Here is a 17,958-nt window from a genome sequence, read left to right on the forward strand (position 1 = left end):
GGAGAGGTGCCGCCCATGAGGCCACCCGTCATCCGCATTCGCGTCAGACGGGTGGCCGCGGGCTCACGGCGCGCGCACCACCGTCAGGGTAGCGCCGCCCGGCGAGCGTGCCTGAATCCGGCGATCGTACATGGACTCGCCAAACGCCGGAGGGACAAGGAACTTGCCGGCGTTACTCGCCTTGATGCGATACACGAACTCCTTGACGTCCGGCGTCGCGGTCCCGTAGATCACCACGCGGTCTTCGCGGATATCTGCATAGTCGGGCTGCCACGTCGAACTCGCGAGGCCGATCGGCGAGCGCCACGGGGCCGCTTGCGCATCGCTGGCATCGCTATTGTTGTCGTTGCCCTGATTGGACTGATTGGACTGATCCCCCTGATCGCCTTCGCTATTGCTTCCGTCCGTCTGGCTCGGGGGCGGCGGCGGTTCGATCACAGGCTCGAACCCGCCCGGTAGCAGATCGACAATTGCCACGTTGGCTGCACCTTCGTCTCCGGTAGCGCGAATCTTCACGTGGACTTCGATCTCTTCGCCAAGCGTAATCTTGCCGAGCGGCTTGCCGTTGGTGCCGGTGTAGTCACGCACGATCTCGAGACCGTTCTTGATAGCCTTATCCGGAATACCACGGTCGTAACCGGCCTGGCTCGTGACCCGCCACGCCGGCGTGCTGCTGCCGTTGACGAAGCGCAACTTCGACGCCTCCGCACTCCAGCTACCCGACTGCAACAGGTTGCCTTGCAGCGTCGAGATCACCTTGGCGCTGCCATCGGCATGCACTTCGCTGATTGCCAGCTTGTCCAATCCGACTGCGTTCGTGCTCGCATAAGCGTCGAGCGCGAGCACCGTCATGGCCGACGACAACGTATTGAACTCGTTGCGCGCCAGCGGCCCCGCGATGTTTTCCATTACCTGAGGCGAGAGCGCCTTGACCCGGTCCGGGAAGTACTTCGACAACAGGTAGAGCACGCTCGCATCGCGCGTCAGCGGATCGGTGTAGTAGCCGTACTCGAAGCTCGCAGCATCCTTGCGTTCGAGTTTCCGCTGCGGTCCCCCGATCAGCGCGTTGGCCTCCTTGTCCTGCTTGAGCAGTTCGTAGGAAGCGGCCAGCCACGCCGCCGCCAGATCGTTCTTCCAGTCGTTCGGGAACGCCTCCTGCAAGCGTTTTTGCACCGCAGCCAGCTCGTTGGTCGTGACGTTCCCCTGACGCGTCAGCAGATACACCGCGTAGGCACGTTGTCGCAGCAAGTCGAGTGTATCCATGCTGTCATCGGTTGCGAACTGGTGCAGGTACTGGTTGCCTGCATCGAGCATGTCGCCGGGCACCGCGACACCCCGGTCGCGTGCTTCCAGCAGGAAATGCATGGCATACGCCGAGACGAACGGCTCCGCATCCGGCGTCGCGGACCACACACCGAAGCCGCCATGACTGTTCTGCCGCGAGCGCAACACGTCGAGCATCTGCGCCAGCGCCTGGTCGTTGGTCTGCTGCGGATCGCCATTGGCAGGCCGTAGCACACGCGTAAGCGCCGGCACCGACGGCCACTTCGAGGCGACCAGGCGCGGCACGGCCGCACTGACGATCTGCTCGCTGCAATAGTTCTGCACATTGACCAGCCACGACGTCAAACCCTGCGACAGCACTACCGGCACCGTCGAGATGCTCGCATCACGCGAAGCGTATGCGTCGTACATCTTGCGCAAGCCCGGCAGATCCACGTTGCTGTTAGCACCAACACGGGCAATGTCGACCTGTGCGCGATACACGGCCGCAGGACGCACTGACAGGTCGAGACTCTGCTTCGCCGACTTGCCGCCATAGCGGGCAGTGAAGGTCAGATTGCCTGAGCCAAGCGTCTCGGTCGCCTTCACCCGGAAGGTAGCCACGCCCTCGTGCATCTGCGCCAGATTCAAATCCTGCGACGCAGCGCCGAGCACCTGCAACTGTGGACCGGTCACAAGCGCCACCGTTACGGGAACCGGCTTGTCGCCGGAGCCCGTGAGGTTGTTGGCGACGCCCACGCTGACCTCGGCCTCGTCGCCGGGGGCCAAAGTGGTGGGCACGTTCGGCGACAGCACGAAGTCTCCGCGTACCGTGGTAGCCGCCTCGATAGTACCCACCAGATCCGGCGACGCCGACACCGCCATCACCCGGAGTTTACCGTTGAAGTAGTCGGGCACGGTATAGCTCACGTCCTTCTCGCCATCTACATCGACAATTCCGGACCAATACACCACCGGCTTGTCGCGCTTGCGCTTAAAGGGGTTGAGCTGACTGCCGATAGCATCATCGGCATCGCCACCGGGCGCCGCCATTGCCATCAGCTTTTCGAAGTCCGGCAAGATCAGGTCGAGAATCTGCGAGGTGCCTACTTCGAGCATGCGCTTGCGGAAGAAGAACTTCAGTGGATCGCCCAGTTTGTAGCGGCCGACCTGCAGAATGCCTTCGTCCACGGCGAATACCACGACCTTGGTCGGATGCCCTGCATGCAGCTTGAACGTCACCGTCTGCCCCGGCTTGACGAGCGCAGGCGCATCGAGCGTGAGCGGATTGCGGCGCGCGTCCATGTTTACCGAGAACGGCACGACGCCATAGCTCAGTGGGCTCATGAAAACCTCGTCCGACGACGGATCGCGGATGTACTGCACATTGATATAACCGTTGCCCTCGAAACCCGCCGGCACCGTGATGTGTTGCACGGAGCTGGTGGTGTCGGCGTGAAACCAGGCATGGGCGTAGACCTTGTCGCGCTCGATCGTAATCAGGCCGCTGCCTGCATACGGCGCGCGGATCGCGATCTCTACCGGCTCGCCCTGGGCGTAATCGTGTTTGCTCAGGTTGATTTGAAGCTCCGCGTTACGGTCAAGCGACCGGGACACATTGGCATCTCCCGCCACGGAATACTCGACCCGGTTCACCTCGGTTCGATCGGCAGTCCGAATGATGAGCGCGTAGTTACCCGGCTTGTCAGTTGGCAGTGTGTAATCGAGTCCGGAGACAGGAATCGTCAGCGGACTCTCACTGACAGGTACCTCCTTCAGACGCGAGTCGTACTTGTAGACGCCCGAATCCTGTTTGGTCAGCACCGAGACATAGCGCCGCTCCACCAGCTGCGCCTTCAGGTCCTTCAGTTCAATCGATTTGACCTGCGGGTTGATCGCGATCAGGCGCACGGCGCGCGGACTGCCACGTTTCACGTAGGCGAGATCGTCGGCTGCCTTGTAGCCCACCAGCCAGTCGTCGCTGGAGACCAGCGCCTGCACGTTTGCGGCCACGCTGCGGCCGCCCTCTGCCTCGTACGCCTTGGTCAGGAAATACAGCTGATAGGTCGCATCCGCATATTTCTTGAGGTCGAGATCGAATTCGGCGTGCCCCTTGTCATCGGTCTTGCCGTCCTGCAAATTGGTCGTGTAGCCTTCCTTCGCCCGCCGTACGTCGAAGAAGTGATAGTTCTGCCAACTGCGGAATTCCGGCCACACCGGGCGCAGGGTCAGGGACGCCTCGACACGCCGGTCGGCCGCGGGCGTGCCGAAAAGATTCTGCGCCTCTACCAGGCCCTTCAACTGATCAGGTTTCACCCAGCCCTCGGCAACCTGCTGCGAGAATTTGGCCTCCACCTTCATCCGGTCCGGCAGAAACTCCTTTACCTGCACGGTAGTCGAGCCAATCGGCGCGTCAGTCTTGCCGTTCTTGACGATATAGAGATTGACCGTCCATGCGCCAGTCGGCGCAGTGTCGGAAGTCGTGTACGAGAGTTCGCTAAAACCAGAATCGTCGACAGCGACCGGCATGCGTTTGACCGTGATGCCGCGAGGATCCACGACTTCCGCCTGTAGCGGCACGCCGGAAGGACTGTGCGCCCAGCTCGCCGCGCGCACGATCAAACCAATATGGAACAGATCACCCGGCCGGTAAATGCCGCGGTCTGAGAACAGATATGAGGACAACTGGCCTTCGCTGGTCGGGTTGCGCTCGCCGCCCACGTCAAACCGCGAGAAGTCGAGCTGGCGATCCTGGCCGCCCACCGGCAGAAACGACAGATCGTCGTCTTTCTTCACGACGTACAGCAATGGTTTCTTCTCGTGGTCCAGACCCTTGAAGGTTGGGAAGTGCACCACGCCATCGGCCGTGCTCTCCTGGGTGTAAAGCGTCTGGCCGTTGAGCGCCAGCACCGACACCGTCGCGCCGCCCACCGCCTGGCCGGTGCGGATCGACTGCACGAACACGTCCTGGCTGCCGTCAAGCGCGCGCTTGACCAGCATGCCCAGGTCCGTAATCACAATCATGCGTGTGTCGGTCGGAGACTGGCCGTCGGCGTCGCTGCTATCACTGTTAGCGTCGGCGTTGCTGTCGTCCGAGCCATCGCTGGCGCTGGGGTCGCTGCTTGCGCCCTGGTCCCTCGCCTGCGCAGCCTTGTCGGCCTTTTTCTTTTCAGCGACCGGATCGTAGGCCGACAGGTGCAGCAGAAACACGCCGCGCTTGCCATCCTTCAGATATTGACCAAGATCCACGCCCTCGTAATGCGCCTTGCCGGGGCCGGCCTTCGGAAACACCCGCTTCTGTTCGAAGCGTTCGACGATATGGTCTTCGCTAAAGGCATAGCCGAGGTCCGGTTGGGTATAGGTACCCTGGTTGAAGCTCACCAGATGCTGCAATTGGTCCGGCAACACACGGCCTATTTCAAGCTGCATGCCGGACAGGTTGCGCGAGACGACCGAGATCCGTTTACTGCCTCTCAGCGACAGCAGCGAACCGTCCGCCATGAAGCGCAACAGTTTCGGATAGTCGGGCACTGTGAAGGTCTGAATCGACGGCTTGCCAAGCGTGTAGCCACCGAACGACTTCAGTCCGGAGGCAATCCGCACATAGACGCGCTGGCCGGGTTCCGCGCGGAATTTGAAGCTTTGCAGTTCCTCATATTCGTTTTCGGTGGGCACCAGCCCGAGAGCAAGCGGTTGCGACTGCCGCAGGACGGTCTCGCTCACGTCGGCGCTGTCCCACTCATAGGGCGGTTCGTCGTCGTTCTGGTCGACGCCTTGCTTGCGCTTCGGCAGCACCCAGGCCTTGATCAGGCCGTTCAGGTCACTGCCGCGCACCGCTCCGCTGATTTCTGTGACGACCACCTGTTCCGGCTCGTACCGGTCGTTATCCACCAGCGTCGGACTCACGCTTTTGACTGCGAGGCTATACAGACCCGGAACGCGCACCATCGACTGCAGCGGGTCCTTGGTGCCCGCGCCGCCGCGCGAACTGCGTACGCCGCTATCAAGCGTCAATTGAACCGCACCGTCGTCGCGCGGCAGATCGAGCGGCTGCGAGTGGATCCAGGCGTTGAGTTTGGAAGCGTCGTAGGTCACCGTAAATTTGAGCGGCATATTGAACTTGCCGTCGCTGCCCGACATCGCCAGCGAGATGCGCTTTTCGAATTGCGCTGTGTCGACAGGGTAGTTGAAGCTCACCGCCATGATGGTTTTCTTAGCCAATGCGTTCCGAGGGTCCTGATAGAACTCCGCGTTACTCGTCTTGACTGCAAACGGCGGGAGATCAAAGGCCAGATGGTTGTCGGCCATCAGCACATGCGGAGCAAAGGCTTGCCTGATATTGAAGTCGACCTCGACATGAACGCCAATCGGCCAGTCGGCGGCAGGCACGAAGCGCAGTGTGTGATCGTCCGCCCAGTTCCACTCACCTTTCAGCGCCGGCGTCATGGTGATGCCTTTCGTGACTGTCTTGCCGACCAGTTCGATCGGTGCGGCCGAGCGCGAGAAATTCACTTCAAGCGGATGAACCGTGATCTTCGGGCCGCCGTCAGCCTGTTCATAGTCGGTGACCGCCGGCACCCCGACCACAAAGGTAATGCGCTCCGGTTCGACGGGCTTTGGACGGTTCACGTACCAGTGCCAGCCAGCCCAGGCCGCGATCGCAAGTAAGGCGGCGCCAAGCACCGCGCCGACGAAACGCCGGGGGCGGCGGGCGATCGCTGCACCCGCCGCTGGCGCCCACGCCGGAGGCGACCATTCAATGCTGCCGAAAACCGGCCGCAAAATTACCATGATGAGGTGGAACAGGCCGCGCAGCAAACGCAGCGGCAGGACAAACAGAAATCGCAGAATATCCATGCTTCCCTTGGTAGAGATAAGCGTGCGGCTTCTTATCCCCGGTTCTTTTTGCTTTAGCTATTATTCTTGGATTCGAGCTCATGCCACCGGCCAGCGCTACCGGCTAGCCGTGAACAACGTCGGTCGATCACTCATCCAGCTTCTCGCGCAGGAACGCAACGCGCTGCAGCGTCACTCCCGTCGCGCAATAAAAGGTGACCCGGTTTAATAACCTGAACCACGGATCAGCGCAACGGTCCCGACGCTAATCCGACAATTTTTGATAGATAGCCTTCACCATCGGCTGCCTGTGTCAGGTCGCCGAGCGAAAGCATGCGGTGCTGTTTGTTTTGAAATCATGGACACGGTCCATCGTCCGAACAGGGGCTTTCGCTCCTCTTAGTGGACATATCCGATAAGCCGCTTACCTGCTCCGCTTGCAAATGAGCGCGCATTTAAAGCTCTGTCTCATTCCTGGCGCCAATAAACGCGTTTTGAAAGCCTCAGCACAAGCCCTTTGTTGTCTGACGTCATTTAACATTAAAACGACATTGAATTGCGAGAACCCCGTCACAACATCAACCTCTGTCTGCGGTAAAGCCTAAAAAACCCACCAAATTAAAAGCTTGCAGAAGATATTACTGGTGTAAACGCTGATGCTTCGCGTATTGCGCGAGATAAGTCATCTGACATACGATGCGTTCACATTACTAACATAACTTACCGCTACGAATGTTGCGCGTTGTCATCGCGATCAGAACCGGTCGAATGAAGAACGCTGAACGTGCACGCAGTGGTCGCAGCCGGCCGAGAGCGGCTGAAAAAAACAACGAACGGAGACGGACCAACATGGCAATCAAATTAAGAGGGCTGCGCTGGTGGATGATCGGCCTGCTAACCCTCGGCACGGTCATGAATTATCTGGCGCGCAGCTCGCTGAGCGTCGCCGCCCCCACGGTCATGCAGGACCTGCATATCAGCACCGCCCAGTACGGCTGGATCACCGGCGCGTTCTTCGTGATGTATCCGCTTGGCGGCCCGGTAACAGGCTACCTCATGGACCGTATCGGCCTGCGCTTCGGGTTCCTGATCTGCGGCGTCGCGTGGTCGGTGGTGTGTATCGCCCACGGCTTTGCAAGCGGCTGGGTCGGCCTCTTCGTGCTGCGCGGTTTGCTCGGCCTCGCCGAAGCCTCGTTCATCCCGGCCGGCATGCGCATGGCCGCGTTCTGGTTCCCGGCGCGTGAGCGCGGGTTGGCGGCAGGCATTTTCAACATCGGCACATCGATTGGCGCCATCGCCGCGCCGCCGCTGATCGCCTGGTCGATCCTCAAGTACAACTGGGAGATGGCCTTCGTCATCGCAGGCTGCCTCGGCCTCGTATGGGCCGTGCTGTGGATCGTCTTCTACCGGCACCCGAGCGAGCACAAGGCGCTTACTGCAACGGAAGCGGCTTATATCGTGGAAGGCGAACACGCCGAACTCTCCGACAACGGCGCCAAACCCAACCTTCGCGCGATCTTCAAGCAACGCAACTTCTGGGGCATCGCACTGCCGCGCTTTTTCGCCGATCCGGTGTGGACCACGCTCGTGTTCTGGATGCCCCTCTACCTGCATCAGGCTCGCGGTTTCGACCTCAAGGCCATTGCCATGACGGCATGGCTGCCGTTCGTGGCGGCGGACATCGGCTGCCTGATGGGTGGATCGATTTCGCTGTACCTCAACAAGCGCTTCAACATTGCCGTGATCAACGGCAAGCGCATCGTCTTCACGATCGGCGCGGTGATCATGATCTCCATGGCAGGCGTGGGCTACGTGAAGGACCCGGGCACGGCGATCTTCCTGCTGTGCCTCGGCGGCTTCGCGCACCAGACGCTTTCCGTCGCCGTCATTTCGATGTCCGCCGACTTGTTCCCGCGCCGTGAAGTGGCCACCGTTACGGGCTTTGCAGGACTGTCAGCGGGGCTCGGCAACCTGATCTTCACGCTCGTGATCGGCGGACTGGTCGCGACCATCGGCTATGCACCGTTCTTCGTCGCGCTTGGCTTCGGCGACCTGATTGGCGTGGCCCTGCTGTGGACATTGGTGCGGCCGTCTCTCGTCAATCGCCGCGCGGACGCCAACCTTCCGAGTCCTGCCGGTGCCTAGCGCGCGGTCACGGTGCGTGGGCAGGCGCGAACCGAATTGCATCGAACCGGCCGCCCTCCACTACGGCCCGACGCTCACCTTGAGCACCGCGCTTGGCCACGTCCGGGTGAGACTGCCCACATCAATGAGCTGGCCGCTGAGACCCTCTTCATGAACAACGTGCAACCCGAAACACTGGCGGTCGAACGCCTCGAAGGCGCGGATCAGGCGCCTTGCGAAGTGGGAGAAAGCCCCGTCTGGCGGGAACAGGAACAGGCGTTGTATTGGGTCGACATTCCCGCCCGCACGATCGCTCGGCTGGGCGTGGGCGAGGCCAGGCGGACCGAATGGCGCTTGCCCGAAAAAGTGGCCTGCATCACCTTCGACCGTCACGGCACGGTGCTCGCCGGATGCGAGACCGGACTCTTCGCCGTGACGCTCCCGAGTGCGCCTGAAGCGAGCGTACGCAAGCTCGCCGCACCCGTTTTTCCGCTGCCGGGCATGCGCTTCAACGACGGCCGCTGCGATCGTCAAGGCCGCTTCTGGGCCGGCACGATGGTGCAGGACATGGCTGCCGCCAACCCGTCGGGCTCACTGTTCCGATACGACACCGACGGCGTGCTGTCAGCGCCTGTTGTCGACGGACTGATCGTGCAAAACGGACTCGCCTGGTCGCCGCAAGGCACGACCATGTATCTCTCCGACTCGCATCCGGCGCGCAGGCTTGTCTGGGCTTTCGACTACGACGTCGATACCGGCGAACCGCGTAACCGCCGCGTCTTTGCCGACCTGAATCAGTTTGCGGGGCGTCCCGACGGCGCCGCTGTCGACACCGACGGTTGCTACTGGACCTGCGCAAACGACGCGAGTCTGCTGCTGCGTTTCACGCCTGACGGCCGGTTGGACCGGAGCATCGCGCTACCGGTCACGAAACCGTCAATGTGCACGTTTGGCGGCTGCGAACTCGACACGCTCTTTGTCACATCGATTCGCCCGGCAAGCGGCGCGAACGAACACGATGGCCATTTGCTTGCGGTCCGTCCAGGCGTTCGTGGCGCTCCGGAATCCAATTACGCGGGGGTTCTATAAGGATTACCAATGATTTTTCAGGCGATTCGGGAGACATCGCCTGAAGGTATTTTTCAGTCTGGACACAAGGCGCGAAGTTCGGAAAATTCATCACCCGATTTTTCGCCAAGTCATTTCATCAAGCAGGTTAGTTGAATAAGCAAGCAGGAAAAACCCGCGACGTTGCTGGCCACGTCGCAACCAGTAATACAACAAGAGGAGATAAATCATGCAGTCACGTCACGCTAAGAAAACCGTCAAAAAAGCCGTCAACAAAGCGGTATTAATCAGCCTCGCCACCCTCGCCTCACCGGTCTTCGCTCAAAACAGCGTGACGTTGTACGGTATTGTCGATGACTCCATTTCATACCAGAGCAGCCAGACGTCGCTGGGTTCGAACAAGGGTGGACGCTCCAACATCAAGATGCTGTCTGGAATCTGGGCGGGCAGCCGCTTCGGCCTCAAGGGCTCGGAAGACCTGGGCGGCGGCACCAAGACCATCTTCCAGTTGGAATCAGGTTTTAATGCGGCCTCGGGCGGTCAACAATACACGAACGCGATGTTCGGCCGGCAGGCATGGGTAGGCTTGACCAACCCGGTCTACGGTACGTTCACCGCAGGCCGCCAGTACACGTCCTACTACACGCTGCTTTCGCCTTATAGCCCGACGACCTGGCTTACCGGCGCCTTCGGCGCGCACCCGGGCGACCTCGACGAAATGGACACGATTTATCGAGCCAATAATTCGCTTGTGTACACGTCGCCGAAGGTGTTCGGATTCACCGCCAGCGGTTCATATTCGTTTGCCGGCGTTCCAGGCAGCGTGAACCAGGGCTCGACGTGGAGCGGCGCGATCCAGTACCTCAACGGTCCGTTCGGGCTTGCCGCGGGTATCACCCGGATCAACAACTCGACCGCGGGCGGCGGCGCATTTGGCGCGGACTCGACCACCAATTCTGCGGGCCAGTCGGGGGTATCGGCGATCACGAACGGTTATCAGACCGCTCAGGCGCAGCAACGCATTGCCGTGACCGGCGGTTATACATTCACGCAGACGCTGGATATCTCCTTCTCGTACTCGAACGTGCAGTACATCCCGGGTATCAATTCGAGCTTCAAGACGACGGAGATCTTCAATACGGGTGGTGCCGTGCTGCACTGGAAGGCATTGCCGCTGCTCGACCTGGCTACCGGGTACAGCTATACGCGTGCGACGAAAGCCAACGGCATTACCAGTTCCGCGCAGTACCAGCAGTTCAACCTGTCCGAATACTATTCGCTCTCTAAACGCACTGGCCTCTATGCATTGCAGGCTTATCAGCGCGCGAACGGCAAAACGCTGGGGACGAGTGGCGCGAGCAGCATCATCAACGCAACCGCAACGGTTGGCGACGGTTTCCAATCCGCGCCGTCCTCCTCTCCCAGCCAGTTTGCTGCGGGCGTAGGCATCATCCACCGCTTCTGATTGGTTGCGCTAACGCGGTGCGCTGCTTAGGCAGTGCGCCGCGTTTTAGTCTTAAACCACAGCGCTAACAACTCATTGAACATGCTTCGGCAAGTGCCAACTCAGCCGCTATTCGCCCGGCGACAGGCTGCCGCCACTTGCTGCGCAGCGTAGTCGTTCTCTATACCTTGCAGATTCTGCACAAGACAGATGCGATAGTTCTTCTCGTTGTTATTGAGGAATGCGCTTTCCTTATAGAGCTTTCGACACGACGTGGTGATCAGGTCGGTCGCCAGTCTGCTCCTTACCCCTTTCAGCGATTGCATCACGCATTGGTTGAATGACGCATCTTCGTTAAATGCCATCGCCAGACCCGGAGCCGCAACCATTAACGTAATGAACGAGCAAATACCACGCTTCATTTTTGTCCTCCCATTTTTTTCCTTCAAGTAAAAGACCGCGCGGCATGACGCTCGATCCCGGCTCGCACGCACTCGCTCCAAGACAAGAATAAGTCCGCTGCGTCATTCGCTAGATTTCAGGTTCGGCACTAAAACGGGCTCACAGTTCAACGCCCACTGCCTGTCTTCAAGATGTCTGGCTTGTCATGCTGCGCCGCAAAACAGACATCGATCCGTATTATTTTCCGCAAGCAGAATAGCCTCTAGAGAACCGGGTCCATCCTCCAGATCCTCCCCCGCGCCCTCGTCCGCCCTTGGCCTGGGAAGAGCCTCGGCCACGAAGCCGCCATCTGCCCTGTCCTCCGATACTCTTGCTATCCGCCTAAGTCGCGAGGGCGTAACATCATATTATTCGAGCAGCGGACACATTTACCGGGATAATCGGGTCAGAAAAAAGCCAATCGCGCCGATAACCAAGTACCTACCTATATTGCGCATGCCATGGCGTTTAGTGAACCGAGGTTGCCGTTTTTCAAATGGCTAGTGGGATCTGCTCAAGACCTGAGCGCTGATAATCGACAGATATTGCTGTCAAACCTGTTCACCAGGACGGCGTCCATCGCGATGGCGTCTGTCTGCGAGATCAGCGTTTGCGCCACCGCCTTTTATCTTCACCCGAGCGTCGGCTACGCGTTATGGACGCTCGCGGTGATCGCGCTGCTGATCGTGCGCCTGTCCCTGATCTACGTCTGTTGCCAGCGCAGCGCCCGCAGCGAGCCCACGCCGACATCGCTATTCCTGCTTGCCAGCATCCTGTGGAGCGTGCTGCTCGGGCTTGGCGCTCTCCTGTGCAATATCAGCGGAGACCAGACACTTTTCCTGCTCGGCAACGTTTGCGCCGTGGGCGTAGTGGGCGGGCTGGCCGGCCGTAATGCAGGCATACCCCGGCTTGTCCTGATTCAGATCTCCGTCATTTTCACGCTGCTTGGAATCGGCGCCGCGCTGTCTCCGTCTTCTGGAAAAATCGTCTTGTTGTTCCAGGCGCCGTTTTGCGCTGTCGGTTTTTTTACCGTTGCTATCCGCAGCAACAAGGACACCGTCGCGCTGCTGCTCGCGCAGGAAACCAGTAATCGTCTCGCCCGTCACGACAGCCTCACGGGCCTGCCCAACCGCGCACGCATCAGCGAACTCTTGCTCAATCGTACGGATTCCGAGCCGGCGCTCAAGCCCGGATCGTTCGCGGTGCTCCTGATCGATCTTGATGGTTTCAAGGCAATCAATGACAGCCTCGGCCACGCGGCTGGCGACCTGGTGCTTCAGGAATCCGCCAAGCGCTTGCGAGCGGTCTTGCGCCACGGGGACGTTGTCGGCCGTCTGGCGGGCGATGAATTCGTCGCCATTTCCAGCGACTCCGCCATCAGCGAAGAAGTCCGGTTGCTCGCGGATCAGATTGTGAAAACCCTTGCGCGTCCATTCGTGCTTAACGAAGCGTTGGTGCGGATTGGCGCTAGCGTCGGAATTTCGCAGTATCCCGAGCATGGGGAAACGGGACCGCAACTCCTGATCTGCGCCGACCGTGCGTTGTACGCGGTCAAGCGCAGCGGTAAAAGCGCCTTTGCCGTATTCGATGCCAAGACGCACGCCTCCGACGACAGCCTGAGCCTCCTGCGAAGCGACCTGGAAGGCGCGCTTCAATCGTTTGGCAGCGGCTTGCGGATGGAATATCAGCCGATCGTCAATCTGGCAACCGGAGTCGTCAGCGGACGGGAAGCACTGGTGCGCTGGACCCATCCCACGAGAGGCGAGTTGCCGCCCACGACCTTCGTTCCCATTGCAGAGCGAACGGGCCTGATCTTGCCGCTGGGTGAATGGGTGCTCCGGCGCTCCTGCGCAGAAGCGGCCCGCTGGCGCGAGCCGGTGGTCGTGGCAGTGAACGTGTCGCCCGTGCAACTGCGGGAAGATTCGTTCGCGGACCTGGTCGCGGCGGTCCTGCAAGATTCAGGGTTGCCACCTTCGCGCCTGAATATCGAGGTCACGGAAACCGTGCTCATGAGTGACGATGTCCCCACCCGGCGCAACGTTGAAAAACTTCGCGCGATGGGTATCGGTCTCGCGCTCGACGATTTCGGAACAGGCTTTTCGACGCTGTCGAATCTATGCCGCTTTTCGTTCGACACGCTGAAGATCGACAGTTCATTTGTGCGCGAATCTGTTCATCGGCGAGAGTCGGCGGCAGTGGTTCGCGGCATTGTGGCGCTCGCCCACGAACTGGGGATTCCCACAACGGCGGAAGGCATCGAAACGCACGAGCAACTGAGCTTTGTCCGGGCGTCAGGCTGTACTAGCGCGCAAGGATTCTTCCTCGGCCGCTCGGAACGCGCGGATAGAATTTCGCAAATCTGATTGATAGGCCGGGCGAGCGAGTGTGCCAGTCGACCTCGATGCAGCCCTGCGCGAGGTTCATGATTTCCGGCACACCGACCCGAAAGAGCGCGATGCTCGAATTTACCTCGATGCACGGCGCCCCGAAGTTTTCGACCAGGCACAAACAGACATCGGATATTTAGAAGGGTGGGAAAGGCCGCGTCAGGCCATGACGGCGATCTGCCGGGTGCAGGTATCGAGCGCGATCCGGAGTTGCTCTTTGAGCGCGACCGAGGCTTCCATGATCGGCCAGCGCGTTTCGCTTTTAATCGTGCCGTCTATCGACAGTGCTGCCTTTACGCCGGCTGGATTGGGCGCGGCGAACAGGAGCTTGATAACCGGCTTGAGCGCTTCGAAAAACGCAACGGCATCTTCCGTTCTCGCCGATAAAACTCGCTCGTGGATCTCGGCAAGAACATCGGCGAAAAGATGCGCGCTCGTCAGGATGCCGCCCGAGCCGCCTGCGATCAGGCAGTCGACATAGGCATCGTCGTTGCCGCACAGTACGCTGACCGGCAACTGGCAGAGCTTTTGGAAAGTCGCCGGCACGCACGCCTTGATGGCGACAATATTGGCACGTTCGATAAGACGTTCAACCGTGCTTGTCTCAATGCAAACGCCGGTGCGATGCGGCACGTCGTACAAAATGATGGGCCGTTCGGTGGCGCTCGCAACCTGGTCGAAGTGCCAGCGAATGCCGTTTTGATCGGGGCAGATGTAGGCCGGCGCGGACACCAGATATCCGCCGATATCCCAGCGGTCCAGTTCGCGGATTTCCTGCACCATGTCGTGCGTATTGATCCCGCCGACACCGACTACCATCGTCAAACGCGTCCCGATCACCTCGAACAAGGAACGCAGGACCTTAAGCCGTTCGCTGTGATCGAGCAGCGCCGCTTCGCCGGTCGTTCCCAACGCGACGAACCCGCTGATCTCCTGGCTCAGATAGCGTTCGGCCAAGCGCTGGAGGGCATCGACGTCGACTTGTCCGTCCTTGAACGGCGTGACGATAGGCAACCATATTCCAGACACCATGCTCAACTCCGCTGCGCGCGCCAACCGGCTGCACGCGAAGGATTCAGATGGTTCACAGCGTTTGGAACCGCTGCCGGGCGCGAGGCTTGGCGCGCGGAAATGCTCGTTAAGACATCTTCTAACGTCATGGTGATTTGCTTCGAGTTCCATTCAATTGGATCAAACGAAGCCTATCGGATCGAGCGTAAAGGTCCTGTTAAAAAACGCAATGCGCTCGTATAGAATGCGGGCTTGCTGAAGACGTGCAAGGTAAAGGACGCCGCGAATAAAAACGCGGGTGTGCTGGGTTCACCCATCAACTGATCTTGCCTGTCACGATGAGGTGATCGAAAAGTCGCAAGCCGGTGAAGCGGCAGGTAATCCATCTGGACCGAAACGCGCCAACAGGAAATCAATGATGCTGCGCAACTTCGCCGTGGGCCGGCGATCCTGCGCGTAGATCAGATGCATGGGCGTAGGCACATACGACCAGGCCGGCAGAACAGGGACCAAACGACCGGCAGCAACGTCGTCGGCCAAAGACGCTTCGGGCTGAAGAACGATGCCGGCACCGTGCAAGGCGGCAACGCGCAAAGCACTCCCTTGATTCGAGCTGAATCGGCCTTTTACAGGCACTTCACACGACTCGCCATCAGGTCCGCTTAGGTGCCAGCGATCGTGGTGCCGCCAGTACGACAAGCCCAGGCAGACATGCGAACTCAACTGTTCGGGGTGTTCGGGTTGCCCATGCTGAGCCAGGTAGGCAGGTGCTGCAGCCAGCATCCTGCGATAGGGCTGCAGCGGCCGTGCGACCAGTCCTTCGTTGTCTATTTCGCCGATGTGGACGCCCAGTTCGTAACCTTCATCAATCAGGTCAGGTACCCGATTGTCGAGTGTCAATTCGACGCTGACTTCGGGATGGCGTGCCAGATAGTCGGTCAGCACGGGCACAAGGCTCTGGCTGCCGAAGCTGACCGGTGCGACCAGCCTGACCCGACCGCGAGGGGTGGCCTGCAACTCCGACGCGCTGGCCTCAGCTAGCTCCACTTCTGCCAGCACATGCTTGCAACGCTCGTAATAAAGCCGGCCCACTTCAGTGAGTTGTTGCCGGCGCGTCGTGCGATGGAGCAAGCGTGCACCCAGCCGTTGCTCGATCGTCCGGACATGTTTGGCGACCATGGTCGGCGAAACGTCGCTGACCACGGCAGCAGCGCTAAAGCTGCCGCTTTCCACCACGCGCACAAACATCGCCATGCCTGCCAGCTTGTCCATGATTAAGAACCTGGAGGTTTTGAATGACTGAAATCATCGCATGTTTATCCAGCTTCCGAGGTACGTGACACTGAACGCATTGACGCGCCATTCGGGGCGTCGCTTACAGAGGAACTGTCATGCCCGTATTACATCTGCAAATGCATCCCGGCCGGACGCTGGAGCAAAAGCGCGCCTTCGTTCGTGAAGTCACGCGGGTCACGGTCGAAACCTTGGTCTGTCCGCCCGAGTCTGTAGAGGTTGTAATCACCGAAGTGCCGCGCGACGCCTGGGCCAAAGCAGGCAAGCTGCTCGCGGACGGCTGAACGCGGCAACGGGTCTTATCCCGGACACATCGACGACCTCGATATTTCCAGGCCGTGAGGGGCCTGGAAACCTTGAGCCGGGTTCGCACGTCTTCACGAATTTCAAAGCGGCTGTATTCCATCCTCCGTTTTTCTCGGCAGATACGGGACCGGACACATCAAGCAATTCCCTGGATATCCGCTCGTCATTCCCGCTCATCAGGTCCGCCGCTTTTGGAATCCGTCTGATGAAATCCGCGATCAGTCGTTTATCATGACTGGCTCACGTCGCTTGAAGGACCGTCAGTAAGTATGATGAACACCCGAAAGATTTCGATGATCATTGGAGGGCTCCTGCTCGTTGCAGCAGGGACCACGTACCTGGTGTTCCTTCAGGCGGATCGCAGCGCAATGGCAGAAGTCACGGGCGCATTGGATGAATCCGCACGCCCTCGCGTCGTCGATTCGCGCGCCAGCGATCACGTGACGGAAGGCAGCATCGGCCAGTCGGAACCATCCGGCGCAATCGCGAAAAACACAGCCATCGCGCAGCAGCCGGTGGTTCCCGCTCAGGCAGTAGCACCTGCGCCCATGACGGCCGCGCCCGCATCCAGTCCGGCCGCCGCACAAGTCACCTTGCAACCGAAACCGGAGGCACAACCGAAGCAGGCGCCATCGACGGTAGCGTCGGTGAACGTGCAGGGCTCAGGTGCGCCGAAGGGGGTCCCGGCGCAGCGCGCCCAGCGTGGACGAGACGGTCTGGACCGTCTCGCGATAACGACTCAACGCGCGACACCAGAAACGGATGAACTGGTCAGGGAATCGGCGAAGCTCGATCCATCGTTGCCTCCGCCGGATATGTCCGCCGCTCGCGCCGCCATGGACCCACATAGCTCGAAGCCAGGCACGGGCTCGAACCCGGTCGCGGCCGCGATGACAGATCAATTCGTCAGGGATTCGGCCAAGCTCGATCCTTCGCTGCCGCCGCCCAAGTAACCGGCTTCTCCGGCAGCACGTGCGGCTACACGACGCTCCCGGCACTTGAGCACCGCGCTGCAGCGCTCGGCGCAAACACGTTCATTCAGAGGTATCGCACGTCCTTAGTGCTATATACAGGAACAATACACGGGGCATCTGCGAATCGAATTGCTGATAAAAAAAACACGTCACGCCACGTGACGTCCGTTGTGCTGCGGTAATCATCTTTAGATCGACGCATCGGACTGAGGTTGGCCATAACGAGACGGTTGGCGTGTCCCACGAAAATTATCCTTGCGGCAGTTTCGCGTCAGGATGGCGCCGCCGCCAGCAATATGCTCGCGTCAATGATGGAACCGTTGCGCGGCTTTGTCGCGGTAGGGCGCCGCATGAGTATCACCGTCGCCGCCAACGACCTCTGCCTTGCACCGCACGCGGTTGTCACTGGTACTCGGTGAGCATGCTGCGAAATTGGGTGTGACGCGATACAGCATCGTCAACGTGTGGCGCTCAATCAAAGCACCGGTTCTCGATACGCCTCTGGCGGTGTGTGATGCAAGAACCATCGGCGCCGCCGATCTTGTCAACGCCGAGGTGCGGTATCCGCAACGTATCGGAGAGATCTATCTTGCCTTGCACTCTCCGCGGCATCTTCGGCGCTCCTACGTTCTTCGCGGGGACTGAAATGTTTTGGGGCAACGATCGCCTGGAGGACGCGTTGTTGCTGGCCGCAAAAAAATCAAAATAGCAGGCACCGGCACCGCTGACCGAATGATGGGAATACGCTGCCCGGCGGCCCGAGCTAACTGCCAGGCAGGGGGAGCAAGCGCGGGCGTAGAGGTCCCGCTGA

General features: G+C 60.1%; 10 protein-coding genes and 1 pseudogene. 7 read left to right on the forward strand and 4 right to left on the reverse strand.

Annotated features, from left to right (window positions below):
• Positions 1 to 63: 63 nt before the first annotated feature.
• Positions 64 to 6,120, reverse strand: a complete 6,057-nt coding sequence (locus GSQ93_RS28090) for an alpha-2-macroglobulin (RefSeq protein WP_158938913.1) — start codon at positions 6,118 to 6,120, stop codon at positions 64 to 66.
• A gap of 828 nt (positions 6,121 to 6,948) precedes the next feature.
• Between GSQ93_RS28090 and GSQ93_RS28095 the strand changes: the two genes are divergently transcribed.
• The 3 genes from GSQ93_RS28095 (at position 6,949) to GSQ93_RS28105 (ending at position 10,756) form a co-directional block, all read left to right on the forward strand.
• Positions 6,949 to 8,244: an MFS transporter gene (locus GSQ93_RS28095; protein ID WP_158938914.1), complete on the forward strand. Its 1,296-nt coding sequence runs from the start codon at positions 6,949 to 6,951 to the stop codon at positions 8,242 to 8,244.
• Between the two features lie 150 nt (positions 8,245 to 8,394).
• Positions 8,395 to 9,312: an SMP-30/gluconolactonase/LRE family protein gene (locus GSQ93_RS28100; RefSeq protein WP_158938915.1), complete on the forward strand. Its 918-nt coding sequence runs from the start codon at positions 8,395 to 8,397 to the stop codon at positions 9,310 to 9,312.
• Between the two features lie 208 nt (positions 9,313 to 9,520).
• Complete coding sequence (locus tag GSQ93_RS28105) at positions 9,521 to 10,756, forward strand: porin (RefSeq protein ID WP_158938916.1); 1,236 nt, start codon at positions 9,521 to 9,523, stop codon at positions 10,754 to 10,756.
• 101 nt (positions 10,757 to 10,857) lie between these two features.
• Here the strand turns inward: GSQ93_RS28105 and GSQ93_RS28110 are convergent, their stop codons facing one another.
• Entirely contained in the window at positions 10,858 to 11,157 is a 300-nt protein-coding gene (locus GSQ93_RS28110; protein WP_158938917.1) for a VF_A0006 family four-cysteine protein, read from the reverse strand.
• Positions 11,158 to 11,637: 480 nt separating this feature from the next.
• On the opposite strand from GSQ93_RS28110, the gene GSQ93_RS28115 reads away from it, so the two are divergent.
• On the forward strand, positions 11,638 to 13,539 hold the full coding sequence (locus GSQ93_RS28115) for a bifunctional diguanylate cyclase/phosphodiesterase (protein WP_158938918.1): 1,902 nt from the start codon (positions 11,638 to 11,640) through the stop codon (positions 13,537 to 13,539).
• A 183-nt stretch (positions 13,540 to 13,722) separates the two neighbouring features.
• On the opposite strand, the gene dapA is transcribed toward GSQ93_RS28115, so the two are convergent.
• Together dapA and GSQ93_RS28125 are read right to left on the reverse strand one after the other, a co-directional pair.
• A complete protein-coding gene (gene dapA / locus GSQ93_RS28120) occupies positions 13,723 to 14,595 on the reverse strand; it encodes a 4-hydroxy-tetrahydrodipicolinate synthase (RefSeq protein WP_158938919.1) in 873 nt (290 codons plus the stop codon).
• A gap of 312 nt (positions 14,596 to 14,907) precedes the next feature.
• Entirely contained in the window at positions 14,908 to 15,846 is a 939-nt protein-coding gene (locus tag GSQ93_RS28125; protein ID WP_158938920.1) for a LysR family transcriptional regulator, read from the reverse strand.
• Positions 15,847 to 15,965: 119 nt separating this feature from the next.
• Between GSQ93_RS28125 and GSQ93_RS28130 the strand changes: the two genes are divergently transcribed.
• The 3 genes and pseudogenes from GSQ93_RS28130 to GSQ93_RS38365 form a co-directional block, all read left to right on the forward strand.
• Entirely contained in the window at positions 15,966 to 16,151 is a 186-nt protein-coding gene (locus GSQ93_RS28130) for a 4-oxalocrotonate tautomerase (protein WP_158938921.1), read from the forward strand.
• Positions 16,152 to 16,442: 291 nt separating this feature from the next.
• The gene (locus GSQ93_RS28135; protein ID WP_158938922.1) at positions 16,443 to 17,126 is read left to right on the forward strand and encodes a hypothetical protein; all 684 of its coding nucleotides are present in this window, start codon (positions 16,443 to 16,445) and stop codon (positions 17,124 to 17,126) included.
• A 625-nt stretch (positions 17,127 to 17,751) separates the two neighbouring features.
• A pseudogene (locus tag GSQ93_RS38365) lies at positions 17,752 to 17,856 on the forward strand (2-hydroxychromene-2-carboxylate isomerase); the annotation flags it as partial.
• Positions 17,857 to 17,958 lie beyond the last annotated feature (102 nt).

This window comes from Burkholderia sp. S171 (assembly GCF_009766085.1).
Lineage (GTDB): Bacteria > Pseudomonadota > Gammaproteobacteria > Burkholderiales > Burkholderiaceae > Caballeronia.

What these genes read in the sequence shown, in the direction of transcription:
- GSQ93_RS28125 (WP_158938920.1), bottom strand. Translation starts at nt 15,846, where the DNA reads ATGGACAAGCTGGCAGGCATGGCGATGTTTGTGCGCGTGGTGGAAAGC.
- GSQ93_RS28090 (WP_158938913.1), bottom strand. Translation starts at nt 6,120, where the DNA reads ATGGATATTCTGCGATTTCTGTTTGTCCTGCCGCTGCGTTTGCTGCGC.
- dapA (WP_158938919.1), bottom strand. Translation starts at nt 14,595, where the DNA reads ATGGTGTCTGGAATATGGTTGCCTATCGTCACGCCGTTCAAGGACGGA.
- GSQ93_RS28135 (WP_158938922.1), top strand. Translation starts at nt 16,443, where the DNA reads ATGATGAACACCCGAAAGATTTCGATGATCATTGGAGGGCTCCTGCTC.
- GSQ93_RS28105 (WP_158938916.1), top strand. Translation starts at nt 9,521, where the DNA reads ATGCAGTCACGTCACGCTAAGAAAACCGTCAAAAAAGCCGTCAACAAA.
- GSQ93_RS28130 (WP_158938921.1), top strand. Translation starts at nt 15,966, where the DNA reads ATGCCCGTATTACATCTGCAAATGCATCCCGGCCGGACGCTGGAGCAA.
- GSQ93_RS28110 (WP_158938917.1), bottom strand. Translation starts at nt 11,157, where the DNA reads ATGAAGCGTGGTATTTGCTCGTTCATTACGTTAATGGTTGCGGCTCCG.
- GSQ93_RS28115 (WP_158938918.1), top strand. Translation starts at nt 11,638, where the DNA reads ATGGCGTTTAGTGAACCGAGGTTGCCGTTTTTCAAATGGCTAGTGGGA.
- GSQ93_RS28100 (WP_158938915.1), top strand. Translation starts at nt 8,395, where the DNA reads ATGAACAACGTGCAACCCGAAACACTGGCGGTCGAACGCCTCGAAGGC.
- GSQ93_RS28095 (WP_158938914.1), top strand. Translation starts at nt 6,949, where the DNA reads ATGGCAATCAAATTAAGAGGGCTGCGCTGGTGGATGATCGGCCTGCTA.